The sequence below is a fragment of the Sphingomicrobium aestuariivivum genome, from assembly GCF_024721585.1.
Classification (GTDB): domain Bacteria; phylum Pseudomonadota; class Alphaproteobacteria; order Sphingomonadales; family Sphingomonadaceae; genus Sphingomicrobium; species Sphingomicrobium aestuariivivum.
Genome location: NZ_CP102629.1, coordinates 504908 through 529330, shown reverse-complemented (window position 1 = coordinate 529330; position 24423 = coordinate 504908). Strand labels below are relative to the sequence as shown.

The following is a 24423-nucleotide window of genomic DNA, read 5'->3' as shown; positions in this document are numbered from 1 at the left end:
CCGCCCGCCGCGACACAAAGTACGGTCGGACCGTAATCGTTACGGCCCTTGCCACTATCGGCCCGCCTGCTATCGAGAATGACGATGTTCGGCGACTTCCAGACCTGGCCCTTCCTCATGGGCTATCTCCTCGGCTCGATCCCCTTCGGGCTCGTGCTTGTCCTGGCCTTGGGCAAGGGCGACATCCGCGCGCAGGGTTCGGGCAATATCGGCGCCACCAACGCGGTCCGCGCGGCAGGCAAGAAGATCGGCGCGCTGGTCTTCCTGCTCGATGCGCTGAAGGGCGCGGTCGCGGTCCTCATCGCGCGCCAGTATATGGGCGAACAGGCCGAATTGTTCGCCGCGGCAGGCGCGCTCATCGGCCATCTCTATCCGGTCTGGCTCCGCTTCAAGGGCGGCAAGGGCGTCGCCACGCTGTTCGGCATCCTGTTTGCCCTCGACTGGCGGATCGGCGCGATCGCGCTCGGCATCTGGGTCGCCGCTTTCCTGATCACGAAAATGTCGTCGGCGGGCGGATTGCTCGCCGCCGCCTCGGCCCCCGTCTCGGCGCTCGCGCTGGGCGAGGACATGCTGTTCAACCTGCTGCTCGGTATCACGCTTCTCATCTGGTGGAAGCATCGCGCCAATATCACGCGGATCCTCAAGGGAGAGGAACCGCGGTTCGGCGCGAAGAAGGATGCCGCGCTTGCTCAAGAGCCCTCCGACCGACCTTCATGACCATCTCCGCCTGATCCGCTCGCGCGGTATCGGGCCGATCAGCTATCGCCATTTGATGCAGCGCTTCGGCAGTGCATCCGAAGCGATCGCCATGATCCCCGAACTCGCACGGCGCGGGCGGGGACGGCCGCCGCGGCTCGCCGACCCGCGAGAGGTCGAGGCGGAGATGCGCGAGGTCGAGCGCCACGGCGCGCACTATTTGCTCATCGGCACGCCGGCCTATCCGGCGCTCTTGGCCGAGATCGACGGCGCGCCGCCGGTGATCACCGTGAAGGGGCGCAGCGACCTGCTCGACCGGCCCGCCATCGCGATGGTCGGCGCGCGCAACGCCAGCGCCGCGGCCTGCCGCTTCGCCCGCCAGCTGGCGCATGACCTCGGCGGGGCGGGGCAGGTGGTCGTCTCCGGCCTTGCCCGCGGCATCGATAGCGCCGCGCATGACGGCGCGCTGCCCACCGGCACCGTCGCGGTGATCGCAGGCGGGATCGACATCGCCTATCCGCCCGAAAATGCGGCGAGGCAGGAGGATATCGCCGAGCAGGGACTTGTCGTCGCCGAGATGCCGCCCGGCACGAAGCCCACGGCGCGCCATTTCCCCAACCGCAACCGCATCATCTCGGGGCTTTGCGCCGGCACGGTGGTGGTCGAGGCGGCGCCGCGATCGGGCAGCCTCATCACCGCGCGGCTGGCGGGCGAACAGGGGCGCGAGGTGATGGCGGTGCCCGGCAGCCCGCTCGATCCGAGGGCAAGGGGCTGCAACGGGCTCATCCGCGACGGCGCCGTGCTGGTGCAGGATGTCGAGGACGTGCTCGCGACGCTGCGCCCGATCGATGCGCGGATGGAGCATGTCGCCGAGGAGCGCGCGCCCGCGCCGATTGCCGAGGATGTGGACGCGGCCGCGAGCGAGCGGGTCGAGGCGCTGCTCGGACCGGTCGCGGTGGGGGTGGACGAGATCATCCGCCAGTCGGGGCTGACCCCGCCCGAGGTGCAGCTCGCGCTGCTCGAACTCGACCTTGGCGGCCGGCTCGATCGCCATGCCGGCGGAAAAGTCAGCTTGCGCTAAAGTCCCTTGACGCCCACATGCGCTGCGACACCATCGCGCGTACGTGAGAAAAGTGGGGAACAGGCGCCTGTGAAGCTCGTCATCGTCGAATCGCCCGCCAAGGCGAAAACCATCGAGAAATATCTGGGGCCGGGGCACAAGGTCCTCGCCAGCTACGGCCATGTCCGCGACCTGCCGCCCAAGGACGGTTCGGTCGATCCGGACGAGGGCTTCGCGATGAAATGGGCGGCGAGCGCCGACAAGACCAAGCAGCTGAAAGCGATCACCGACGCGGCCAGGGAGGCGGAGACGCTGATCCTCGCGACCGACCCTGATCGCGAAGGCGAGGCGATCAGCTGGCACGTCCAGGAGGTGCTGTCGAAGCGCAAGGCGCTGCCCTCCGACACCAAGCGCGTGACCTTCAACCAGATCACCAAGTCGGCGGTGACCGACGCGATGGCGCATCCGCGCGATCTCGATCACGATTTGATCGAGGCCTATCTGGCGCGCCGTGCATTGGACTATCTCGTCGGCTTCACCTTGTCGCCGATCCTTTGGCGCAAGCTGCCGGGCGCGCGCTCGGCGGGCCGCGTGCAGTCGGTGGCGCTCCGGCTGATCGTCGACCGCGAACGCGAGATCGAGACTTTCGAGCCGCGCGAATATTGGCAGCTTGGCGCCATGTTCGAGCAGGAAGGCACCCAGTTCGAATCGCGCCTCGTGAAGCTCGACGGCAAGAAGATCGACCGCCTCACCATCGGCAACAAGGGCGATGCCGATGCCGCGAAAGCCGTGATCGAGGCGGGCAATTTCACGGTGGAGAGCGTCGAGCAGAAGCCGCTGACGCGCAACCCGCCGCCGCCCTTCACCACCTCGACGCTGCAGCAGGAAGCGGCGCGCAAGCTCGGCTATTCGGCGAGCCACACGATGAGCCTTGCACAGGGGCTCTACGAGGCGGGCGCGATCACCTACATGCGTACCGACGGGGTGACCATGGCGGGCGAGGCGCTGGCCGGCGCGCGCCATGCCATCGCCGACCGCTATGACGCGGGCTACCTCCCCGACAAGCCGCGCCAGTACAAGTCGAAGCAGAAGAATGCGCAGGAAGCCCACGAGGCGATCCGGCCCACCAACTTCCGCAAGGACCGCGCCGGTTCGGGCGATGCGGCCAAGCTCTACACGCTGATCTACAACCGCGCGCTGGCGAGCCAGATGGCGGCGGCGCGCCTCGAGCGTACGACCGTCGAACTGTCGGACGGCGCGGGGCGCGCGACACTGCGTGCGACCGGCCAGGTCGTCAAATTCCCGGGCTACCTCGCGCTCTACGAGGAAGGCCGCGACGATGCTGGCGACGAGGAAGCGGGCAAGATGCCGCTCCTGCGCGAAGGCGATGCGCCCGCCAAGCGCGAGGTGAAGGCGACCCAGCATTTCACCCAGCCGCCGCCGCGCTTTTCGGAAGCCAGCCTCGTCAAGCGGCTGGAAGAGCTCGGTATCGGGCGTCCGTCGACCTATGCGGCGACGCTGCAGACGCTGAAGGACCGCGACTATGTCCGGCTCGAGCAGAAGCGCTTCTTGCCCGAAGATTCGGGACGCCTCGTCACCGCCTTCCTCGAGCGCTTCTTCGAGCGCTATGTGAGCTACGACTATACCGCCAGCCTCGAGGAGGAACTGGACGACGTGTCGGGCGGGCGCATGGCGTGGCAGTCGATGCTCGAGGCCTTCTGGCGCGACTTCAAGCCCAAGGCGGGCGAGGTCATGGAGCAGAAGCCGTCGGACATCACCGCCGCGCTGGACGAGTTCCTCGAGCCTTATCTCTTCCCCGAAAAGGAGGACGGCACCGACCCGCGCGCCTGTCCCAAGGACGGCGGCAAGCTGTCGCTTCGCGGTGGCAAGTTCGGCGCGTTCATCGCCTGCGCCAACTATCCCGAATGCAATTACACCCGCCCCTTCGGCGTGCGCGGGGAGGATGCCTCCGACGGGCCGCAGGAGCTGGGCGAGGGGATCGAGCTGAAGACGGGGCGCTTCGGCCCCTATCTCGAACAGGAAGTCGACGGCGAGAAGAAGCGCGCCTCCATCCCCAAGGATGTCGACCGTTCGCTGCTCGACCTCGTGATGGCCAAGAAGCTGCTCTCGCTCCCGCGCGAGATCGGCAACCATCCCGAGACGGGGAAGCCGATCTCGGCCTCGATCGGGCGTTACGGGCCGTACCTCTTGCACGACGGAAATTATGCGCGGCTGAAGAGCACCGACGAAGTGTTCGAGACGGGCATGAACGCGGCGGTCGCCAAGCTTGCCGAAGCGGCGGCGCAGAAGGGCCAGCGCGGCGGGCGCCAGAGCCGCGAGCCGATCGCGGTGCTGGGCAAGCATCCGACCAATGAGGCGGAGGTGAAGGTGATGGACGGGCGCTATGGCCCCTATGTCACCGACGGCACGACCAATGCGACGCTGCCCAAGGGCACCGAGCCCAAGGACGTGACGCTCGAGCAGGCGGTGCAGCTGATCGACGAGCGCGCCGCCAAGGCGCCGGCGAAGAAGAAGCGCAAGGCCCCTGCGAAGAAGAAGGCGCCGGCCAAGAAGAAACCCGCCGCCAAGAAGAAGTAGGCCCTAGCCCCCGCAGGCCCGGCAGGCCGGGTCGGCGGGGATGGAGATGGCGCGCCAGCTGTTGGCGAGCCCGTCGTAGAGATGGAGGCGCCCGGCGCCTTCATCGCCGATGTCGCAGATCAGGCGGATCGCCATCAGCGCGGCCATGTTGCCGACCATGCCGGTGAGCGCGCCAACCACGCCGGTTTCGGCGCAGGTGTCGCAATCCTCGGCATCGAAGGCATCGCCGACGAAGCAGCGGTAGCAGGGCTCGCCGCGCCACAGGCCGATCTGCCCCTGGAGCTGCTGCGCGGCGGCGCTGATCAGCGGGATGCCGAGTGCCACGCATGTGTCGCTGACGAGCAGGCGGGTGGCAAAATTGTCGGTGCCGTCGATGACGAGATCGTGGCCGGTGAGGAGGTCGCCGACGTTATCGGCAGTGACCTTCACGCCGTGCGCGTCGATGTGGACATGCGGGTTGCGCGCTTCGGCGAAGCGGCGGGCGAGGGGTGCCTTTGCCGCCCCGACGTCGCCGGTCGTGAAGAGCCACTGGCGCTGGAGGTTGGAGAGGCTGACGGCATCGTCGTCGACCAGCGTGACGTGGCCGATGCCGGCGCCGACCAGCGCGGGCAGGACGCCCGAGCCGATACCACCCGCGCCGATCAGGGCGATGCGGGCTTTCTTCAGCCGCTTCTGCCCGACGCCGCCGATCATCGGCAGGACGATGTGGCGGGCATAGCGGTCGAGTTCGTCGTCGCTCAGCGCGTCGGGGTCGTCGAACAGGCTCACTTGGTACCGGTGCTCCCGAAGCCACCATGGCCGCGTGTCGTTTCGTCGAGTTCGGTGACCTCGACGAAGGCGGCCTGCGTTACGGCGGCGGGGACGATCTGGGCGACGCGCATGCCGCGTTCGATCATGAAATCCTCGGGGCCGTGGTTGATGAGCAGCACCTTCAGCTCGCCGCGATAGTCGCTGTCGATGGTGCCGGGGGTGTTGGGGACGGTGACCCCATGCTTGATGGCGAGACCCGAACGCGGGCGGACCTGGATCTCATAGCCTTCGGGAATGGCGACGCGGAAGCCGGTGGCGACGGCATGGCGGCCGCCGGGCGGGATGGTCACGTCCTCGGCGCTCTGGATGTCCATGCCCGCGGCACCGGGGGTGGCGTAGGCGGGCAGCGGCAGGCCTTCGCCATGGGGAAGGCGGGCGAGCTGGATCGAAATGGTCATGAGAGTTCCTGTGAAATCCGGTCGATAAGGGTTTGGGCAGCGGCGTCTTTAGAGCCTTGCTCCCAATCCTCGACACCATCGGCGGTGACGAGGTGGATGCGGTTATTCTCGCCGCCCATGACGTCGCCGGAGACATCGTTGGCGAGGATCCAGTCGGCCTTCTTGCGCTCCCGCTTCGACGTGGCGTTCTCGATCACGTCATTGGTCTCGGCGGCGAAACCGACGAGGAGGGCGGGGCGGTCGGGATGCTGGCCGAGTTCGGCGAGGATGTCGGGGTTGGGCGCGAACTTCAGCTCGGGCGCGCCCTTGCCCTTCTTGAGTTTCTGTGTGGCCGCACCCTCGACACGCCAGTCGGCGACGGCGGCGACCATGATGGCGGCGTCGGCTGGCAGCGCGTTCATCACCGCATCGCGCATCTGGACGGCGGTCTCGACGTCGACGCGGGCGACGCCGGGGGGCGTGGCGAGGCAGACGGGACCGGCGATGAGGGTGACGCGGGCACCGGCGGCAGCGGCGGCTCTCGCGATGGCGAAGCCCTGCTTGCCCGAGCTGCGGTTGGCAATGACGCGGACGGGGTCGATCGGCTCGTGGGTCGGGCCGGCGGTGATCAGGATGTGCTTGCCGGCAAGCGAGCCTTCATTCCGGAAGGGGGAGGCGCTCGGCTTGTCGATTGGCAGCGCGGCGAGGATGGCTTCGGGTTCGGGCAGGCGGCCGGGTCCGAACTCGCCGCAGGCCATGGCGCCGTCGTCGGGATCGAGCACGGTGATGCCGTCGGCGCGCAGCTGGGCGATGTTGCGCTGGGTCGCCGGATGCTCCCACATGCGCACGTTCATCGCGGGCGCGATGGTCACCGGCTTGTCGGTGGCCAGCAGCAGCGTGGTCGCGAGATTGTCGGCGATGCCGGCGGCCATCTTGGCGATCATGTCGGCGGTGGCGGGGCAGACGAGGACATGGTCGGCAGCGCGGGAGAGCTGGATATGCCCCATCTCGGCCTCGTCCTTCAAATCCCACAGGCTGGTGTAGACCGGGCTTTCGGCCAATGCGGCGAGGCTCATGGGCGTCACAAAATGCGCGCCGCCCTCGGTCAGGACGGGCGTGACCTCGTGACCCGCCTTGCGGGCGTGGCGGATGAGCTCGGCAGCCTTGTAGGCGGCGATCCCCCCGCCGATGATGAGAAGCAGTCGGGCCATCAGTCGCCGATCCTAATGCGCGGCTCGAGCGGCGGCAATTGCACCACGGCGCGGAAAACGAGCGCTGCCGCCAGCCCCGATATGGCGCTGGCCACGAGGACCGGCAGCGGCAGCTCATACTTCACGCCGGTAGGGAGCATCAGCATCGCGGCCACGCCGCCAATGGCGCCCGCCACCGCCCAGGAGGCGGGCGCGCGCAGTTTTGCCGAAACGCCAGAAGCCGCCGTCATGACGATACCGCCGATCAGCGCAGGAGCGAAGCCCGCCATGATGGCGATGAGCCAGCCGAGCGGTTCGAGCATGATCGACATGGGCGCGCCGTCATTTTCGTAGAGGGTCATGGCGAACAGGAAGGTGAAACCACCCGCCCAGGCGCTGAGGATGGCAGCGAGGAGGAAGCGGATCGCCTTCATCTACAACACCGCCACCAGCCCCGCGCCCGCCGCGCCCGCGATCAGCGCGGTGAGGAGGTAGCCGCCCCAGCGGGGGCGCTCGATCAGCCGCACTTCGGGCAAGGGGGGCATGGGCGGGGCACCGCCCGGTTCGGGATAGGTGGCGTCGATCTTGTCGATGAGGTGAGGCAGCTTCTGGAAGGCGCGGCGGATCGCGGTGAGGCGGTCGGCGATGAACGCCTCGGGGCCGAGCTCCGAGCGGATCCATTCGCGCAGGAAGGGCTCGGCCGCCTCCCACATGTTGATGTCGGGATCGAGGCTGACGACCACGCCTTCCTCCATCACCATCGTCTTCTGGAGGAGGAGGAGATGGGGCTGGGTCGCCATGTCGAAATCGCGGGTGATCGAGAAGAGCCCCTCGAGCATGCGCCCGATCGAGATGTCCTTCACCGGCAGGCCGCGAATCGGTTCGCCGACGGCACGCAGCGCGGTGGCGAATTCGTCGACGCTGTGATGGGCGGGCACATATTGCGCCTCGAAATGGATTTCGGCGACGCGTTTGTAGTTGCCCGTGATGAGGCCGTAGAGGATTTCGGCGAGCCACAGGCGGGCCTGCCGGTCGATGCGGCCCATGATGCCGAAGTCGACCGCGGCGAGCTGGCCGTTATCGAGCGCGATGAGATTGCCCTGGTGCAAGTCGGCGTGGAAGAAGCCGTCGACGACCGCCTGCCGGAGGAAGCCACGCACGAGGATCTGCGAGAGCGCGTGGAGGTCATGGCCCTTGGCGACGAGTTCCGATTTCTTGGTGAGCTTGGTGCCTTCGAGCCATTCCATCGTGAGGACGCGGCGCGCGGTGCGGCGCCAGTCGATCTCGGGGACGTAGAAGCCGGGTTCGGCGACCATATTCTCGCGCAGCTCGGAGGCGGAGGCGGCCTCGCGCTGGAGGTCCAATTCGCGGTTGGTCCACTGGCGGAAATGGGCGATGACCTGGCGCGGGCGGAGGCGTTGGGTTTCGTCGCCGCCATAGCCTTCGAGCTGGGCGGCGGCCCATTCATAGGTTTCGAGCGCTTCGGCGAACTGCTCCTCGATGCCGGGACGCAGGACCTTCACCGCAACGGTCTTGCCGTCGATGGTGACGGCCCTGTGGACCTGCGCGATCGAGGCGGCGCCGACGGGATGCTCGGCGAATTCGGCAAAGAGTCGGTCGATGGGCGCGCCCAGCGCCTTCTCGACCGCGGGCTCGATGATGCTGATCGGCGCGGGCGGGAGGTTGTCCTGCAGGCTGAGGAGATTTTCGGCCGCCTCCTCGCCGACGAGGTCGGGTCGGGTGGCGAGCGCCTGTCCCAGCTTGATGGCGGCGGGGCCGATTTCCTGCAGCGCGGCGGCATAGTCGGGCTGATCGGGCTGCCTGAGGCCGAAGCGGGCAAGGCGAAGGAGCCGTTTCATGTTGGGCGGGGTCAGTGGATCGTTCTCGATCCCTCGCAGCGCGCCGTGGCGGGCGAGCGTGCGCCCCCAGCGCAGGAGACGCGAGACATGGGTAAGCGTACTGGCCACTAGAGCTTCCACCCCCAGTGGATGGCGACGAGGCCGCCGAGGATGGGCTGGTAGCCGGTGCGCTCGAAGCCGGCCTGGCGGATCATACTTTCGAAGGCGGGCATGCGCGGGAAGCGGCGGATCGATTCGACGAGATACTGGTAGCTGTCGCGGTCCTGCGCGACGACTTCGCCGATGCGCGGGATGAGATGTTCGGCATAGGCCTCGTAGAGATTGCCGAAGCCCGGCCATTCGCTGGTCGAGAATTCGAGGCAGTAAAAGCGGCCGCCGCGCTTTAGGACACGGTGCGCTTCCTTGAGCGCCGCAGGGATGTCGGTGACGTTCCGGATGCCGAAGGCGATGGTGTAGGCGTCGAACTGTGCGTCTTCGAGGCCGAGCGTCTCGGCATTTTCGACGCGCCAGGCGAGGCCCTCGATACCGCGCTTTTTCGCGCGGTCCTTGCCGACCTCGAGCATATGCTCGTTGATGTCGGCGACGGTGACCTCGGCGCCCTTGGCCGCCATGCGGAAGGCGATGTCCCCGGTGCCGCCCGCCATGTCGAGGATGCGCTCAGCCCGGCGCGGGGCGACGCGGGCCACGAAACGGTCCTTCCACAGGCGGTGGAGGCCGCCCGACATGAGGTCGTTCATGAGGTCGTAGCGCGCCGCGACCGAGGCGAAGACGCCGTGGACGCGCTGGGTTTTCTCTTCGGGGGCGACCTGTTCGTCGCCGAAATAGACGGGATCCTGCATGGGCTTGGCCCTAGCAGGGGTTGAGGGCATGGGGAACGGGTCTTAAGCGCCCTTTTCATGCGAGTGATGCCCGATGCCTGAACTGCCCGAAGTGGAAACCACCGTGCGCGGGCTCGCGCCCGTGCTCGAAGGCCAGCGCATCGCGCGGGTCGAGGTGCGCCGGCCCGACATGCGCAAACCCTTTCCCGATGGCCTCGGCCAGCGATTGACGGGCGCCACGGTGACACGGCTGTGGCGGCGGGCCAAATATGGCCTCATCGATACCGATCGCGGCGATACGCTCGTCTTCCATCTCGGCATGTCGGGCAGCTGGCGGATCGATCCGCATGAGATCGGCAAGCATGACCATCTCCTGCTCGAAACGGGGGCGGGGCGCAGGCTCGCGCTCAACGACCCGCGGCGGTTCGGATTCGTCGATCTCGAGCCGACATCGGAGATCGGGGATTATGCGGGCTTCGAGGGGATGGGGCCCGAACCGCTGCCTGAAGTGGATGCGAAGGCGCTGAAGGCGCGGCTGGCGGGCAAGGGGACGGCGATCAAGCTGGCGCTCCTCGACCAGCGGGTGATCGCGGGGCTGGGCAATATTTATGTATGCGAGGCGCTGTGGCGATCGAGGATCGCACCGGGTCGCAAGGCGGGCTCGATCGGAACGGGGCGCGTGGAGGCCCTCGGACAGGCGATCGGCGAGGTGCTTACCGAAGCGGTGGCGGCGGGCGGCTCGACCCTGCGCGATTATGCGCAGCCCGATGGCGAGCTCGGCTATTTCTCCAAGAGCTTCGATGTCTATGGCCGCGAAGGCGAGCCCTGCCGCCGTGGCTGCGGGTCGATCCGGCGGCGCGTCCAGGGCGGGCGCTCGACCTTCTATTGCCCGACGTGCCAGCGCTAAGCGCAGGAGAGAGCCGCGCAGATGCTTGACGGGCAGGGAGGCTTTGGGTAAGGGGGCTCCCATGCCGGTGCAGGCCAGAGCGGCTTTGCACCGATTTTCTTTTTAAACGAACGAGTTGAGGTCCATCCATGGCGAATTCGCCGCAGGCACGTAAGCGTATCCGTCGCAACGACCGTCGCGCCGAGATCAACGGTGCGCGCGTCAGCCGCATCCGCACCTTCATCAAGGCCGTCGAAACGGCGCTGGCCAATGGCAAGCAGGACGAAGCCCAGAAGGCGCTTCGCGACGCCCAGCCCGAGATCGCTCGCGGCGTTGCCAAGGGTGTCATGCACAAGAACACCGCGGCCCGTAAGATGAGCCGCCTGTCGAAGCGCGTCGCCGCGCTCGGCTAAGGGTTGATCCGTTTCGGGACGTTCCGGTTCCGATTAAAAACGGATTCACCACGATAAGGAAACGGACCGTCGGGGAGACCCGGCGGTCCGTTTCATTTTGGTGTCCGGAAAAAGTCCAGCCTTTCCAATGATTCGTCTCCCCGCCGCTTCGGACGCGGATCAATAAAGGGCGGAAAACTGCTAATTATTCGATTTTTCGCGGCTTTGCGCTGTCAATAGACTTTATTTCATCAAAATGAAAAAACGGGTCTTGAACGATGCCCGACAGTCCACTTACAAACATCACTCCGGCGGCGATTCCGCCCCGGGGGGCAAGGTAGAGCCGGTAGTCACGGGCACGGGTCGCGTTAACGCGATTCCGGGCAACAGAACCGCTGTGCCAATTGCATGTTTGACGGGGAGGCGCGAGCCAGTGCAAGGCGAAGGTGAAGCTATGCGTCCGCAGGGCAGCGAGATGGGCACGGAAGCGCCGCTCGAGGCAGCGTGGAAGAGCATCCGCGAGAACCTTCGCAAGGATCTTGGCGCGCGCACGTTCGACGGCTGGCTGAAGCCTGCCGAACTGGGGCATTTCGAACCCGAATCGGGCGCGCTCGACATCCTCCTTCCCTCGCAGTTCATGGCCGACTGGGTGAAGTCGCACTTCGGCGACCGCCTGTCGCTGGCCTGGCGCCACACGCTGCCGCTGGTGCGCGAGGTCAACCTCATCCCCGCCGAAGGCGCACCGCGTCCGAGCCCGATGCTGATCCTCGAGCCGACCGTCGAAGAGACGCCGGCGCCGGCGCCGGCGAAGGCCGCGCCCAAGCATCCGCGTCCCAATTTCGACAATCGCTACGATTTCGAACATTTCGTCATCGGCAAGGCCAATGAAGTCGCCGCGACCGCCGCGCGCACGCTGGCCAATAGCGATACCGTCGCCTTCAACCCGCTGTTCATCCATGGTGGCACCGGTCGCGGCAAGACGCACCTCCTGCACGCCATCGGGCAGGCCTTCCTCGAGCAGCATCCCGACGCGCTGGTCGTCAGCATGTCGGCGGAAAAGTTCATGGTCGAGTTCGTCCGCGCGCTGCGCGAGAATGACACCATCGCCTTCAAGCAGAAGCTGCGCTCGGCCGACCTCCTCCTGGTCGACGACGTCCAGTTTATCGCCGGCAAGGAATCGACGCAGGAAGAGTTCTTCCACACGATGAACGAGATCATCACCGCGGGCCGCCGCCTGGTGATTACCTCGGATCGTGCGCCGCAGGACCTCGACGGCATCGAGCCGCGCATCCTGTCGCGCCTGTCGTGGGGCCTCGTCGCCGACATCAACGCCGCCGATTACGAGCTGCGCTACAACATCCTCCGGTCGAAGCTCGATGGGCTGCCGGGCGTCGACATGCCCGAGGCCGTGGTCGAATTCCTCGCCCGCCGCATCACCAATTCGATCCGCGAACTCGAAGGCGCGCTCAACCGCATCGCCGCTTATGCGATGATGACCGGCCGCGCCATCGACGTGCCCTTCGTCGAGGAAGTGCTCGCCAACGTGCTGCGCGCCAACCAGCGCCGCATCTCGATCGACGAGATCCAGACCAAGGTTGCCGCCCATTTCTCGATCCGCAAGGCCGAGATGACTTCCGCGAGACGCGCCCGCGAAGTGGCCCGCCCGAGGCAGGTCGCCATGTACCTGTCCAAGCAGCTGACGCCCAAGTCGCTGCCGGATATCGGACGGCGCTTCGGCGGGCGCGACCACACGACCGTGATCCATGCCGTCAAGCGTATCGAGAGCCTGCGGGCCGCCGATGCCGAGCTCGACGCCGACATCCGGCTGCTCACGCGCCAGCTGGAAAACTAGGTTCGTCCCTCCATAAGGGGGAAAAGAAAAACCCGCCCGGTCTGGTCACCGGGCGGGTTTTTTGGTGTCCTGAGTGGCGCGGGGACCTTAGCGGCGTGCGTCCTCGGGCTTAACGGTGATGCGTACGGTCTCGCCGTTGCGGCCCGGGAAATCGGTAAACATCGCCTCGATGAGGCTGGGCACGAGCGCGCCCATCTCGTCGGTGCGGCTACGCGCCTTGGCGGTGCCTTCGAAGATCGCCTGGTTGTCGGCGGCACGGCGGATGTCGACCTCGACGGTCGAGCGATACTCCGTGTAGCTGCGCACGCCCGGACCGGCCCAGAAGGGATCGTCCCAGCCCCACGAATAAGGGAGGCGACGCCCGAAATAGGGGTGGCGCGCATAGCGATAGCCGTACCACGGGTGGTAATAGGAGCGGCCGAAGGTGAGGCCGAGGCGGAAGCGCGGGTCGTGATAGCCAGGATAGTTGCCGACGATGCGCTCGCGGCCGTCATCGACACCATAGCCAAGCTCGACCAGCATGGTGGCCGAAGCGGGGTCGGCGGCCTGGACATAGCCTTCCTCGCGCAGTTCGGCGGCGACCATCTCGGCATAGCGCGAGAATTCGAGACCGCCGGCGTCGGCTTCGTTCATGGGAATGACGGCGAAGGTCTCGCCGGCAGGGGCGGGCATGGCCTGGAAACGGCTGACCTGCGCCGGAAAGCCGGTCGCACAGCCGGTGAGGCCAAGGAGCGCGACGCTCGCGGCGGTCGCTTTCAACAGTTTACGCATGGCACATGCTTCCTTGGGTTCACGGAATAACTGGCGTGCTTATAGCACATCAGGCCGTGAACCGGCCATGAAGCGTTAGAGTCGCCTATACGACGTTTAAGTAACGGGGGAAATCAGCGACGCAGGCCAAGCGCGGCATAGGCCTTGTCGAGCGTAGGCTGCGCGGTCTGGCGGGCCTTTTCGGCGCCCTCGTCGAGGATGGCGTCGAGGCGCTTGTCATCGGCGCGATATTCCTCGAGGCGGGCGCGGATCGGCGCGAGCAGCGAGACGAGCGCATCGCCGAGCGCGGGCTTGAAGGCGCCGAAGCCCTGGCCGGCGAATTCGGACAGCACCTCCTCCTCGCTGCGATTAGTGACCGCCGCCATGATGCCGACGAGGTTGCGCGCTTCCGCGCGCTCCTCGAGACCTTCGAGCGTCTCGGGCAGCGGTTCGGGGTCGGTGCGCGCCTTCTTGATCTTGGTGCGGATCGCATCATCGTCGTCGGAAAGGTTGATGCGGCTCATGTCCGAGGGATCGGACTTGGACATCTTGTTCGAGGCATCCCGGAGGCTCATCACACGCGCGGCGCGGCCGGTGCCGATGTAAGGCGCGGGCGCGGCGAACACCTCGTCATCGACGCGATGGTTGAAGCTGTCGGCGATGTCGCGGGCCAGCTCGATATGCTGCTTCTGGTCCTCGCCCACGGGGACGTGGGTGGCCTGGTAGAGCATGACGTCGGCGGCCTGCAGCACGGGATAGGTGAACAGGCCCACAGAGGCCTTCTCGCGGTTCTTGCCCGACTTGGCCTTGAACTGGGTCATGCGGCTGAGCCAGCCCATGCGCGCGGTGCAGGCGAGGAGCCACTGCAGCTCTGCATGGGCGGGGACGTCCGACTGCGCGAACAGGGTGGAGCGCTCGGGATCGATGCCCGAGGCGAGCAGCGCTGCGGCCATCTCGCGCACGTTGCGGCGGAGCTGCGCGGGCTCGTGGTCGACGGTGATGGCGTGGAGGTCGGCGAGGAAGAAGAAGCGCTCGCCTTCATCGTCCTGCATCGTGGTCCAGCGCAGGATCGCGCCAAGGAGGTTGCCGAGATGGAGGTCACCCGTGGGCTGGATGCCGGAGACGATGCGCATTTATGCTTCCTTGAACTTCGATTTGCCGAGGAGGAGGAGGATGTCCTTCTTGTCCATCGCGCCGATCACCCAGGCGAGGACGAGATAGGCGAGGCCGCCCGCGCCGCAGGTGACGAGCAGCGCGATGCTGCGGCGACCCGCGCCGGCGGCGAACCAGTCGGCGAAGACCATCTCGGACAGGACATAGAGGATGGCGGCCATGACCCCTGCGCAGAAAATCTGCTTGAGAAGGCGTGCGACGAGCCAGGGCTCGAAGCTGAAATGGCCGCGGCGGTGGAGGAGGACGTAAAGGGTGAGGGCGTTGACCCAGGCCGCGATGGCGGTGCCGATGGGCAGGATCACGATGCCCATCTCGTCGATGAAACCGAACCAGATGGCGACCGACAAGGCGAGGGTCGACATGGTGATATAGGCAGGCGTCTTCATGTCCTTGCGCGCGAAGAAGCCCGGCGCGAGGATCTTGATCATGACATAGGCGGGCAGGCCGAGGACCATGTAGGACAGCACCGCGCCCGAGACGGCGGCATCTTCCTCGGTGAAGCGGCCGCCTTCGAACAGGACGGTCATGATCGGCCCCGCGATGACAATGAGCGCGATGGTCGCGGGCAGGGTGAGGAGCATGGCGAGCTCGGTCGCGCGGCTCTGCACGTTGGAGGCCTGGCGGTGCTCCGCCTGCCCGATGTGGCGGCTGATGGCGGGCAGGATGGCGACGCCGATGGCCGAACCGATGAGTGCCAGCGGGAGCTGGTTGAGGCGGTCGGCCTGGGAGAGGTACACGAGGCTGCCGTCGGGCAGGCGGGTCGCGAACTTCAGGTAGAAGAGCTGGCTGATATAATAGCCGCCCGCCGCGATGGTGGCGGGGACCATGAGTTTCAGGAGTTCCTTCACCCGCGGCGTCATGCGCGGCGGCAGGATCTTGAGCGCAAGGCCGGCGCGGCGCGTGGCGATGACCAGCGTGCCGAGCTGGATGACACCGCCGACGATCACCCCCCAGGCGAGCGCGCGGGCAGTGACCAGCCCGCCGTCGTCGACCAGCAGGAGCGCGCCGACCAGCGCGACGTTGAGGAGCGCGGGCACGAAGGCGGCGACGGCAAAGCGCGAGAGCGAGTTGAGGATGCCGCTGAACAACGCGACCAGCGCGATGAAGATGAGATAGGGGAAGGTGATGCGGGTAAGGTCGACCGCCTGCCCGAAGAGCACGGGGTCGGCACGCCAGCTTTCGTCGGCGATGGCGGCGACGACCAGCGGCATGCCGACGACGAAGATGGCGGTGATGAGGATGAGCGCGGGCAGGAACACCGCCTGCACTTCCTCGGCGAAGCGCTTGGCATCGTCGAGATCGCCGTCCTTGCCGACGAGGCGGGCGAAGAGCGGCACGAAACCCTGGGAAAAGGCGCCTTCACCAAGCAACCGGCGCAGCTGGTTGGGAATGGTGAAGGCGAAGACGAACAGGTCCGCCGCGGCGGACGCGCCCATGACACGGCTGAAGACCATCTCGCGCACGAAGCCGAGGATGCGGCTGACGAGGGTCAGGCCGCCGATGGTGCCCCCGGCCTTGACGAGGTTCATGGGCGCTGGATCCGTCGCTTAGGCGTCGGTGGTCGGCGCGGGCGCGCCTTCGCCCGACACGCCGCCGGTCTGCGGCTGCTGGCCGGCCTGCTGGGCGCGGGCCTGCGCCATGCGCTGCATGAAAATCGCGCCGAAGTCGATCGGCTCGAGGAGCAGCGGCTGGAAGCCGGCATGGGCGGTGGCGTCGGCGATGACCTGGCGTGCGAAGGGGAAGATGAGGCGCGGGGCCTCGACCAGCAGCAGGGGCTGGAGCTGCTCGGCGGGGATGTTGCGGATGCCGAACAGGCCGCCATAGGTCAGGTCGACGACGAACTGGGTGCCTTCGTCGGCCTTGGCCGAGGCTTCGATCTTCAGGAGGACTTCATGGACGTCCTCGCTGACCTGGTTCAACTCGATGTTGAAGCCGAGGTCGATCTTGGGCTGGCCCTTGTACTGGAACGACTTGGGGGCGTTGGGATTCTCGACCGAGAGATCCTTGACGTACTGCGCGATGTTGGCGAACTGCGGCGCGTCGGCGCCCGGCTGGCCGGCCATGCCCTGCGGGGTGGCATTCGGGGTTTCGGGAGTTTCCGGGGTCGGCGTTTCGTCGGCCATGATCTGAAGTCTTTCCACTATATTTTCGTTCGGGAAGACCGCTACGGTTTCCCTTGTCACAAGTCGCTCGGCGGCCTAGCAGTCCGAGGCATGCGACGCAACGCGCCTTTCGTGCGTTGACACCGATACGCCGGACTTTGAAAGCCGCGGTTAAGACCCCTATGTTAGGGTCGAGACGTAACCCGCGAAACATGAGGTAACAGCAACTTGACCGCACTCGTCATCCTCGCCCTTGTCGCCCTGTTCATCGGGCTTCGCCTGTTCAGCGTGCTGGGCGAACGCACGGGGCATGAGCAGACCCCGCTCGTGAAGGCTCCCGAGGCCGAGCCGCGGGTCGAGGAGAAGGCCAAGCCGGCCACGGCCGCCGCCAGCCTCACCGCCGATGCCGACAGCATGTCCTATGTCCCGCTCGCGGGGCCGGGCGTGCGTGCGCTGCTTGCCGCCGACCCCGGTTTCGACGTTGCCCGCTTCCTCGAGGGCGCGCAGGGCGCCTATCGCATGATCCTCGAGAAATTCTGGCAGGGCGACCTCGATGCGGTGAAGGAATTCATCGACGACAATGTCCATGACGCCTTCCAGGGCGCGGTGGATGCCCGTAATGCACAGGGGCTGACGCTCGACAACCGCCTCATCAACATCGACCAGGCGATCATCACCGGCGCCAGCCTCGACCGCTCGGTCGCCGAACTCGTCGTCCGCTTCGAGGCCGATATCGCCGCGGTGACGCGCGATGCCGACGGCAATGTCGTCGCGGGTTCGATGGACGATGCGGTGCAGACCCGCGACCGCTGGACCTTCCGCCGCGACATCGCGTCGGCCGACCCCAACTGGATCCTCGTCGAGACCGACGAAGAGGCATGAGCGCGGCGGGATTGACGCGCGGCGCCGGCTGTTCGCTGGCGCTCCTCCTTGCCGCCTGCACCAGCACGCCGCCGGTTGCCGGGACGCCCGAGCCTGCGCCCACCGTCGAAGCTCCCGAGCCGACTTATGAAAATGCGCTCGAGGCCGGTTTGCGCCTCGTGCCTGCCAAGAGTCCGCGCGGCGAAGAGGCGCGCCGTGCGCTCGAGGCCTTCATCACCTCCTGCCCCAAGCTGCTCGCGCGGACCGATGCGAGCGGGCTGACGACACAGGCCGACTGGGCGCCGCTGTGCGCCGAGGCGGAGACGCTCGATCCCGCGGGCGCCACCGCCTTCTTCGCCTCGCGCTTCGCCTGGACCGAGATCGGCGACGGCACGGCCTTTGCCACCGGCTATTTCGAACCCGAGATCGCGGGCAGCCGCACGGCCACGCCCGAATTGTCGGCGCCCGTCCATGCGCTTCCGCAAGACCTCACCCGCGCCGCCTTCAGCGACGGATCGGGCGAGGGGCGGGGCCGCTATGACGAAACGGGCGCCTTTTTGCGCTATTACGACCGCGCCGAGATCGAGGCGGGGGCGCTCGACGGGCGCGGGCTCGAACTCGGCTATGCCGACCCCGTCGATCTCTTTTTCCTGCAGATCCAGGGGTCGGGCCGCCTCCGCATGCCCGACGGCGAGGTGGTGCGCATCGGCTATGCCGGCCAGAACGGCCATGAATATGTCGCCATCGGCCGACTGCTGCGCGAGCGCGGATTGATGGAAAGCGGGACGATCACGCTCGACAGCCTGCAGAACTGGCTGCGCGCCGACCCTGCGCGGGGGCAGGCGCTGATGAACGAGAACCCGTCCTACGTCTTCTTCCGCGTGCTCGAGGGCGAGGGGCCGCTGGGCGCGCTCGAAGTGCCGGTTGTGCCGGTGGGCAGCGTGGCGGCGGATCCGAAATTCGTGCCGCTGGGCGCGCCCGTCTGGCTCGACATGGACAATGACGCGGCCGACGGCCTGTGGGTCGCGCAGGACACGGGCGGCGCGATCAAGGGCGCCAACCGCTTCGACACCTTCTGGGGCGCAGGGCCCGCCGCCAAGCGCGTCGCGGGCGTCATGTCCTCGGACGGCAAGGCGCTCCTCCTCCTGCCACGGTCGGCAGTCAGCCGTGCGCTCGCTCGGCCCTGAGGAAAAGGCGCTGTGGGCCAAGGTCGTGGCGACCGTCGAGCCCCTGTCGCGCGAGCCGCGCAAGGCGGCGGCGAGCGATCCGGCGCAAAAGCCCAACCGACCGCCGCCACCGCCGAGGATGCCGCCCAAGAGCGAGCGCCAGCGCGCCCGCGCCGCTGCCGCGGTCCGGCGTGAACCACCGCTCGTCGTGCCGCCACCGGTGCGCACGCATCAGGATGCCACCCTCGACGGCGGCTGGGACAAAAGGCTCCGGCAGGGCAAGGCGGCGCCCGACCGCGTGATCGACCTGCATGGCCATACGCTCGACCATGCCTGGCATGCCATCGACCGCGGCATCGAACAGGCGATCCGCGCGGGCGACCGGCTCGTCCTCCTCATCACCGGCCATGCCCCCAAGGGCGAGCCGCCCATCGCGCGCGGCAAGATCCGTGCGGCGGTGGAGGGCTGGCTGTCGGCCTCGCGCCATGCCGACGCGATCGCTGCCGTTCGCGCCGCCTCGCCGCGTCATGGCGGGCGCGGCGCGCTCTACCTCGTCCTGCGCCGGAGTCGTTGAGCCGACACCCTTCGTCAAAGTGTGACGGTTTCTTAACCCTCATGATCTAGATCAATCCTGCTCGGTTGGAGTGCGTTCGTTCCGCAGGCGTACCAAGCAGGGGTCAGGTGAGACGATGATGGACAAGGCAAAGGCCCAGAAATGCGCCAATGCGCTGCTCTCCGGAGCGGCGGGTCTGGCGTCGTTCGTCTTCAGCCTCGCGGCGCTACTCTATCTTACCGAACTGGACGAGAAGATCGTCGCCAGCCTCGTGGCCGGCACTTTCTGTCTCCTCATCTGCTATATCGCCTCCGAGCGACCCAATTCGGAAAGCGCGCGGGCGCTGTCCGCGCTGGGCGACCGCCTGCTCGCGGTCGAGGATGGCGACCTGACCAGCCCCGCGCCGAAGATCGTGCAGCAAAGCATGCCCGCGGTCGCGCAGGCAGTCGACAAGCTGTTCGCCGAGGTGCGTGCCTCGATCGACAATGCGCATGCGCTGGGCATGTTCGATCCCGTCACCTCGCTGCCCAACCGGCTGCATTTCCGCGGCGAGGCCGACAAGCTTCTGGCCACTTGCGACAAGGGCGGCTCGGCGATGCTGTTCGTCGATCTCGACCGCTTCAAGAGCGTCAACGACAGCCTCGGCCATGCGCGCGGCGACCAGCTCCTGACGATGGTCGCCAATCGGCTGCGCATCGTGGTGTCGGCCGAGACCGACAGCGACGCGCTGGCACGCCCGCTGGTGGCGCGCCTCGCGGGCGATGAATTCACCATTTTCCTGTGCGGGCTCGAGGCGCCGCAGGTCGAGCGCATCGCGCGCCGCATCTGCCTTGCCATCGCCGAGCCCTTCGAACTGCATGGCCATTCGATCGACATCGGGGCCTCGGTCGGCGTGGCGATCGCGCCCGGACATGGCGACAGCGTCGAGAAGCTGATGCGCGCGGCCGATATCGCCATGTACCAGGCCAAGAGCATGGGCGGCGGGCAATATGTCCTCTTTTCCAACGCGCTCGCGAAGAAGCACGAGCATAAGGTCGAGACCGAACGTGCGCTGACCGAAGCGCTCGAACGCGGCGAGTTCAGCCTTGCGCTGCAGCCGCAGATGAGCCTGCGTACGGGTGAAGTGACCGGCGCCGAGGCGCTGCTGCGCTGGAACCACCCGCGCGGTAATGTGGCGCGCCCCTCGGACTTCATCGAGGTCGCCGAAAGCTGCGGCGTCATCACCGACATCGGTGACTGGGTGCTGGGCGAGACCGCCGACATCCTCTCGCAGTGGAAGCAGCGTGGCCGCGTTCGCCGCGTGGCGGTCAACGTGTCTCCGCGCCAGCTCGAGCGCGGCGACTTCTTCGCCCGCGTGCGCGAGGCATTCGAGGCGCGCGACGTGTCCTTGAGCCTCGTCGAACTGGAATTCAGCGAGACCGCCGCGATGCGCTGTTCGGACGAGCAGATCGCCGCCATGGCCGCGCTGCGCGCCGACGGTGCGACGATCGCGATCGACGATTTCGGCACCGGCTATTCGAACATCGCGCGGCTGCGCTCGATGCCGCTCGACCGCGTCAAGCTCGACCCGAGCCTCGTCGTCGACATCGACCGCTCGGAAAAAGCGCGCAACATCGTCCAGTCGGTCATCACGCTCGTGCATGCCGTCGGCGCCGACATCGTCGCCGAGGCGATCGAGAATGCCGCGCAGGCCGATATCCTGCGCACCATGGGCGCGCAGGTCGTGCAGGGCTATGTCTTCGCCCCGCCGATGAACGAGGACGAGTTCTTCACCTGGCTCGACAATGCCGAGAACCGCAAGGGCCCGCGCCTCGTGGCCTCGGGCGGCGACAGCGTCGCCTAGATCCTAGGCGAAGACCTTCGCGATCACCCGTTCGTAGATGCGGCTGAGGGCGCGGATGTCCTCGACGGCTGCTGCCTCGCCAACCTTGTGCATGGTGGCATTCGGCAGGCCGAAATCGATCACCGGACAGATTTCGATGAGGAAGCGACCGTCCGACGTGCCGCCCTTGGTCGACAGGTCGGTGTCGATGCCCGTCTCGTCCTTGATGGCGGCGACGACCACGTCATAGAGCTCGCCCGGCGGGGTGAGGAAGCTCTCGCCCGACACGCGGGTCTTCACCCGAGCCTCGGGCACCAGCGCATGGACGCGGTCCGAGAGCGCATCGGCCAGTTCGGCGCCCTTGTGCAGGCTGGTGAAGCGGATGTTCAATTGTGCGGTGGCGCTGCCCGGGATGACGTTGGAGGCGTCGGTCGGCGTCTTCAGCGCGACGAATTCGAGGTTCGAGGGCTGGAAGGCCTCATTGCCATTGTCGATCACCCATTCGTCGAGATCCTTGATGATCCGCGCGAGGGAAGGGATCGGATTGTCGGCGAGATGGGGGTAGGCGACATGGCCTTGGTGGCCGGGCATCTCGATCCACACGTTCAAGGAGCCGCGGCGGCCGATCTTCACCGTGTCGCCCAAGGTATCGACGCTGGTCGGTTCGCCGATCAGGCACATGTCGGGCTTCACCCCATGCTCCTTCAGCCAGTCGACGATGCGCGGCGTCCCATAGGTGGCATAGCCTTCCTCGTCGCCGGTGATGAGCAGCGACTGGGTGCCCTTTTCGGGGAGCCGCTGGCCAAGCGCGGCGACATAGGCGGCGATCGCGCTCTTCATGTCGCAGGCGCCGCGCCCGTAGAGGATGCCGTCCTCGATCACGGGGGTGTAGGGGTCATGCGCCCAACCCTCGCCCGCGGGGACGACGTCGAGATGGCCGGCAAAGGCGAAGTGCGGACCCTCGACACCCGTTTCGCGGATCGCGACCATATTCTCGGTCGGCCCGTCGGGCTCCTCGCCGAGTACGAAGCGGTGGCAGGTGAAGCCCATCGGGCGGAGCGCGTCCTCGAGCACGTCGAACACCTCGCCCCTGGCGGGGGTGACGGACTTGACGGCAATGAGGTCGGCGGCGAGCTGGACGGGATCGGTCACTGGTTCTCCGGTTCGTAAGCGGTGATTTCCCACGGCTCTTCCTGCGCCAGTTCGATCCACTCGACGACATGGGCGTGGTGGAGGACCGCGCTGGCATATTCGGCCGCGAAGTTGGGCATGGGCACCTTGTAGGTGGCGAAACGGGTGATGACGGGCGCGAACATCATGTCGACCGCGCTCCAGTCGCCGAAGAGATAGTCGCCATCGCCGGTGCGCCGCGCGCGGGCCTGCGCCCAAAGGTTGAGGAGGCGGTTCACTTCCTCGATCTCGTCGGGCGAGAGGATATGGTCCTTCACGCGCTTCTTGACGTTCATCGGCATCGCGCGGCGGATCGCGGGGAAGCCGGCGTGCATTTCGGCGGCCATCGAGCGGGCCATGCCGCGGCGCTCGGGATCCTCGGGCCAGAAGCGATAGTCGCAGCGCTCGGCGCAGGTCTCGATGATGGCGAGGCTGTCCCAGATGATGGTGTCGCCGTCCCACAGGATCGGCACTTTGCCGCCCGAGGCCGCGAATTCATTGCCCTCGCGCGCTTTTTCCCATTCCTCGTTGAACATCGGCACGACCAGTTCCTCGAATTGGAGGCCCGAGGCCTTGAGCGCCAGCCAGGCGCGCATCGACCAGGAGGAATAGGCGCGGTTGCCGATGATCAGTTTCATCAATAGGCCTTTGTCGGCTAGGGAAGGGGGCGTATCCGGCGCATCGCGCGATACGGGAACGAACGCAAGGGGGACCAATGCAACGTTCGGGCAGGATGCCGGTTGCGCTCGCCGTTCTGGCGCTGACCTTGCTCGGCGCGCTCATTCGCTGGGCGGTGATCGGGCGCGAGGCGTTGTGGATCGACGAGGCCTTCACGCCGCTCGTCAGCATGATCCCCGTGGCCGACCTGTTCGGCCCCGCCGATCCGAGCGGCCCCGTTTATTATCTCGTCCAGAAATTTGTGGCGGGCAGCGCAGCCGACCCCGTGAGCCTGCGCTTGTCGAGCCTCGTCGCGGGCACCGTCCTGATCCCCGTCGCGGCACTGCTTGGCGGGCGGCTGGCAGGGCCGGTGGCGGCGGTGGCGAGCGCGGCGCTGGTGGCGCTGTCGCCCCCGCTCGTCGACTATAGTGTCGAGGCGCGCGGCTATATGCTGCTGGCGCTCCTGCTGACAGCCAATGCGCTGGCGCTGGTGGCGGCAGAGGAGACGGTGGGCAGGGGAGCGCGGCGGTTGTGGCTGTTGCTCTTCGCGGTGACGGGTGGGCTGGCGCTGATGACGCATCTTGCCGCCTTTCCGGTAATCGGCCTGTCGAGCCTGTGGTTGCTCCTGTCCAACTGGCGCCGGAGCAGCGCGGTCACCCTCCTCGAAGCCGGCACCACGCTCCTGCCGGTCGTGGCGGTGGGGCTGGCCGAGCTCCACCGCATGTTCGTCTACGAGCGCGATTCCGGTTTTCTCTTCAGCTGGCTTGAACAGTTCGGGCTCGTGAAGCTGCTCGCCGCGATCGGCTGGCAATGGCTGCCGGCGACCTACGGCGCGCCCTTGTGGCTGGCCGCGCTGGCGCTGCTCGTCGTCGCGGGCGGCGCGATCTGGATGGCGCGCGGCCGAATTCGCGCCGCCTTCGCACGCGGGGACAGCAAGGCGCTGGTGATGGCGGGATGGCTCAGCCTTCCCTTGTGGCTGTGGCTGACGGGTTTCCTCATCAAACCCGTGGTGATGAGCCGCACCGTCCTGCCGGTGCTCCCCGCCGCGCTCGTGCTGGCGGCGGTCGGCATTGCGGCGCTGCGTGGACGCGCCCGGGGGGTGGCAGTCCTCCTTGCGTCGGTGGCGACGCTCGGCGGGTTCGTGACGCAGGGGCCGGTACGCGAGCGCGAGGACTGGTATGCGGTGCGCGAGGCCTTGCTGGCGCGCGAACAGGCAACGGTTGTCGTCTGCCCCTATTGGAAGGGACAGGTGTATCTTGCCAACATGCCGGCGGGGTGGCGCCGCGCCGCGGTGCTGCGCGAGGGCTTCGAAGTCGTGGATGCGCGAAGCAGTCCGACATGGACGAGGGAGGCGCGGGCGATGCTCTACGGTCCGTCCGACGGGGCGGCAAAGGAGGCTAGCCGCGTGACGGCGCGCGAACGGCTCTTCGTGATAAAGTCGATGTGCTCGCCCGAGGAAGAGGCGCTGATCGCGCAGGCCTTCGGGCTGGGGGCGCCGGCGAGCGTGTGGCATGCGCCGGTCGGCACCGAAGGCGCCGATCCGGGGCTGGCGCTCCCTTACGCCATCAGGATCGAGGAATATCGGCTCGACCGGCCGGTGGTCGTCGGGGCGATACGATACCGGCCGTGAC

Annotated in this window: 23 protein-coding genes; 11 read left to right on the top strand and 12 right to left on the bottom strand. The window is 67.2% G+C overall.

The genetic code is table 11. The features are described 5' to 3' along the window. Positions 1-78 precede the first annotated feature (78 nt). The 3 genes from plsY to topA all read left to right on the top strand — a co-directional run bounded on the left by plsY (position 79) and on the right by topA (position 4354). On the top strand, positions 79-717 hold the full coding sequence (plsY, locus tag NUW81_RS02570) for a glycerol-3-phosphate 1-O-acyltransferase PlsY (protein WP_245110116.1): 639 nt from the start codon (positions 79-81) through the stop codon (positions 715-717). Beyond that, positions 677-1777 carry a DNA-processing protein DprA gene (dprA, locus tag NUW81_RS02565; RefSeq protein WP_376741957.1) on the top strand — a complete coding sequence of 367 codons (1101 nt, stop codon included), beginning with the start codon at positions 677-679 and terminating at the stop codon, positions 1775-1777. Before plsY ends, dprA begins: the two co-directional genes overlap by 41 nt. Positions 1778-1846: 69 nt before the next feature. Continuing rightward, the gene (topA, locus tag NUW81_RS02560) at positions 1847-4354 is read left to right on the top strand and encodes a type I DNA topoisomerase (RefSeq protein ID WP_245110112.1); all 2508 of its coding nucleotides are present in this window, start codon (positions 1847-1849) and stop codon (positions 4352-4354) included. Between the two features lie 3 nt (positions 4355-4357). On the opposite strand, the gene NUW81_RS02555 is transcribed toward topA, so the two are convergent. The 6 genes from NUW81_RS02555 to NUW81_RS02530 are packed head-to-tail and all read right to left on the bottom strand — an operon-like array spanning position 4358 to position 9429. After that, positions 4358-5122, bottom strand: coding sequence for a HesA/MoeB/ThiF family protein (locus NUW81_RS02555; protein ID WP_245110110.1), 765 nt, complete (start codon positions 5120-5122; stop codon positions 4358-4360). Continuing rightward, entirely contained in the window at positions 5119-5562 is a 444-nt protein-coding gene (dut, locus tag NUW81_RS02550; protein ID WP_245110108.1) for a dUTP diphosphatase, read from the bottom strand. The genes NUW81_RS02555 and dut overlap by 4 nt, the downstream gene beginning before the upstream one ends. Further along, positions 5559-6752 (bottom strand): bifunctional phosphopantothenoylcysteine decarboxylase/phosphopantothenate--cysteine ligase CoaBC, encoded by a 1194-nt coding sequence (coaBC, locus tag NUW81_RS02545; RefSeq protein ID WP_245110105.1) that lies wholly within the window; start codon positions 6750-6752, stop codon positions 5559-5561. The genes dut and coaBC overlap by 4 nt, the downstream gene beginning before the upstream one ends. Next, positions 6752-7165 carry a hypothetical protein gene (locus NUW81_RS02540; protein ID WP_245110102.1) on the bottom strand — a complete coding sequence of 138 codons (414 nt, stop codon included), beginning with the start codon at positions 7163-7165 and terminating at the stop codon, positions 6752-6754. The genes coaBC and NUW81_RS02540 overlap by 1 nt, the downstream gene beginning before the upstream one ends. After that, positions 7166-8698 carry a 2-polyprenylphenol 6-hydroxylase gene (gene ubiB / locus NUW81_RS02535; protein WP_245110099.1) on the bottom strand — a complete coding sequence of 511 codons (1533 nt, stop codon included), beginning with the start codon at positions 8696-8698 and terminating at the stop codon, positions 7166-7168. After that, entirely contained in the window at positions 8698-9429 is a 732-nt protein-coding gene (locus NUW81_RS02530; RefSeq protein WP_245110096.1) for a class I SAM-dependent methyltransferase, read from the bottom strand. Before NUW81_RS02530 ends, ubiB begins: the two co-directional genes overlap by 1 nt. Before the next feature lie 73 nt (positions 9430-9502). On the opposite strand from NUW81_RS02530, the gene mutM reads away from it, so the two are divergent. The 3 genes from mutM to dnaA all read left to right on the top strand — a co-directional run bounded on the left by mutM (position 9503) and on the right by dnaA (position 12538). Beyond that, on the top strand, positions 9503-10315 hold the full coding sequence (gene mutM / locus NUW81_RS02525; RefSeq protein WP_245110094.1) for a bifunctional DNA-formamidopyrimidine glycosylase/DNA-(apurinic or apyrimidinic site) lyase: 813 nt from the start codon (positions 9503-9505) through the stop codon (positions 10313-10315). Positions 10316-10443: 128 nt separating this feature from the next. Then, a complete protein-coding gene (rpsT, locus tag NUW81_RS02520) occupies positions 10444-10707 on the top strand; it encodes a 30S ribosomal protein S20 (RefSeq protein WP_245110092.1) in 264 nt (87 codons plus the stop codon). A 433-nt stretch (positions 10708-11140) separates the two neighbouring features. After that, positions 11141-12538 carry a chromosomal replication initiator protein DnaA gene (gene dnaA / locus NUW81_RS02515; protein WP_245110089.1) on the top strand — a complete coding sequence of 466 codons (1398 nt, stop codon included), beginning with the start codon at positions 11141-11143 and terminating at the stop codon, positions 12536-12538. An 87-nt stretch (positions 12539-12625) separates the two neighbouring features. On the opposite strand, the gene NUW81_RS02510 is transcribed toward dnaA, so the two are convergent. The 4 genes from NUW81_RS02510 to secB all read right to left on the bottom strand — a co-directional run bounded on the left by NUW81_RS02510 (position 12626) and on the right by secB (position 16584). Further along, a complete protein-coding gene (locus NUW81_RS02510; protein WP_245110087.1) occupies positions 12626-13309 on the bottom strand; it encodes a DUF4136 domain-containing protein in 684 nt (227 codons plus the stop codon). Positions 13310-13422: 113 nt separating this feature from the next. Beyond that, positions 13423-14421: a tryptophan--tRNA ligase gene (trpS, locus tag NUW81_RS02505; protein WP_245110085.1), complete on the bottom strand. Its 999-nt coding sequence runs from the start codon at positions 14419-14421 to the stop codon at positions 13423-13425. After that, entirely contained in the window at positions 14422-15990 is a 1569-nt protein-coding gene (murJ, locus tag NUW81_RS02500; protein WP_245110083.1) for a murein biosynthesis integral membrane protein MurJ, read from the bottom strand. 18 nt (positions 15991-16008) lie between these two features. Then, positions 16009-16584, bottom strand: coding sequence for a protein-export chaperone SecB (gene secB / locus NUW81_RS02495; RefSeq protein ID WP_376741956.1), 576 nt, complete (start codon positions 16582-16584; stop codon positions 16009-16011). A gap of 207 nt (positions 16585-16791) precedes the next feature. On the opposite strand from secB, the gene NUW81_RS02490 reads away from it, so the two are divergent. The 4 genes from NUW81_RS02490 to NUW81_RS02475 all read left to right on the top strand — a co-directional run bounded on the left by NUW81_RS02490 (position 16792) and on the right by NUW81_RS02475 (position 20986). Further along, the gene (locus tag NUW81_RS02490) at positions 16792-17445 is read left to right on the top strand and encodes a Tim44/TimA family putative adaptor protein (RefSeq protein WP_245110080.1); all 654 of its coding nucleotides are present in this window, start codon (positions 16792-16794) and stop codon (positions 17443-17445) included. Continuing rightward, a complete protein-coding gene (gene mltA, locus NUW81_RS02485) occupies positions 17442-18611 on the top strand; it encodes a murein transglycosylase A (protein WP_245110078.1) in 1170 nt (389 codons plus the stop codon). Before NUW81_RS02490 ends, mltA begins: the two co-directional genes overlap by 4 nt. Continuing rightward, positions 18592-19164, top strand: coding sequence for a Smr/MutS family protein (locus tag NUW81_RS02480; protein ID WP_245110076.1), 573 nt, complete (start codon positions 18592-18594; stop codon positions 19162-19164). Before mltA ends, NUW81_RS02480 begins: the two co-directional genes overlap by 20 nt. Before the next feature lie 115 nt (positions 19165-19279). After that, positions 19280-20986, top strand: coding sequence for a putative bifunctional diguanylate cyclase/phosphodiesterase (locus NUW81_RS02475; protein ID WP_245110074.1), 1707 nt, complete (start codon positions 19280-19282; stop codon positions 20984-20986). A 3-nt stretch (positions 20987-20989) separates the two neighbouring features. Here NUW81_RS02475 and dapE read toward each other — a convergent pair whose 3' ends face one another. Both dapE and NUW81_RS02465 read right to left on the bottom strand, forming a co-directional pair. Beyond that, positions 20990-22117 carry a succinyl-diaminopimelate desuccinylase gene (dapE, locus tag NUW81_RS02470; RefSeq protein ID WP_245110071.1) on the bottom strand — a complete coding sequence of 376 codons (1128 nt, stop codon included), beginning with the start codon at positions 22115-22117 and terminating at the stop codon, positions 20990-20992. Further along, positions 22114-22773: a glutathione S-transferase family protein gene (locus NUW81_RS02465; protein WP_245110069.1), complete on the bottom strand. Its 660-nt coding sequence runs from the start codon at positions 22771-22773 to the stop codon at positions 22114-22116. Before NUW81_RS02465 ends, dapE begins: the two co-directional genes overlap by 4 nt. A gap of 77 nt (positions 22774-22850) precedes the next feature. On the opposite strand from NUW81_RS02465, the gene NUW81_RS02460 reads away from it, so the two are divergent. Then, positions 22851-24422, top strand: a complete 1572-nt coding sequence (locus tag NUW81_RS02460) for a glycosyltransferase family protein (RefSeq protein WP_245110067.1) — start codon at positions 22851-22853, stop codon at positions 24420-24422. Position 24423: the final 1 nt, after the last annotated feature.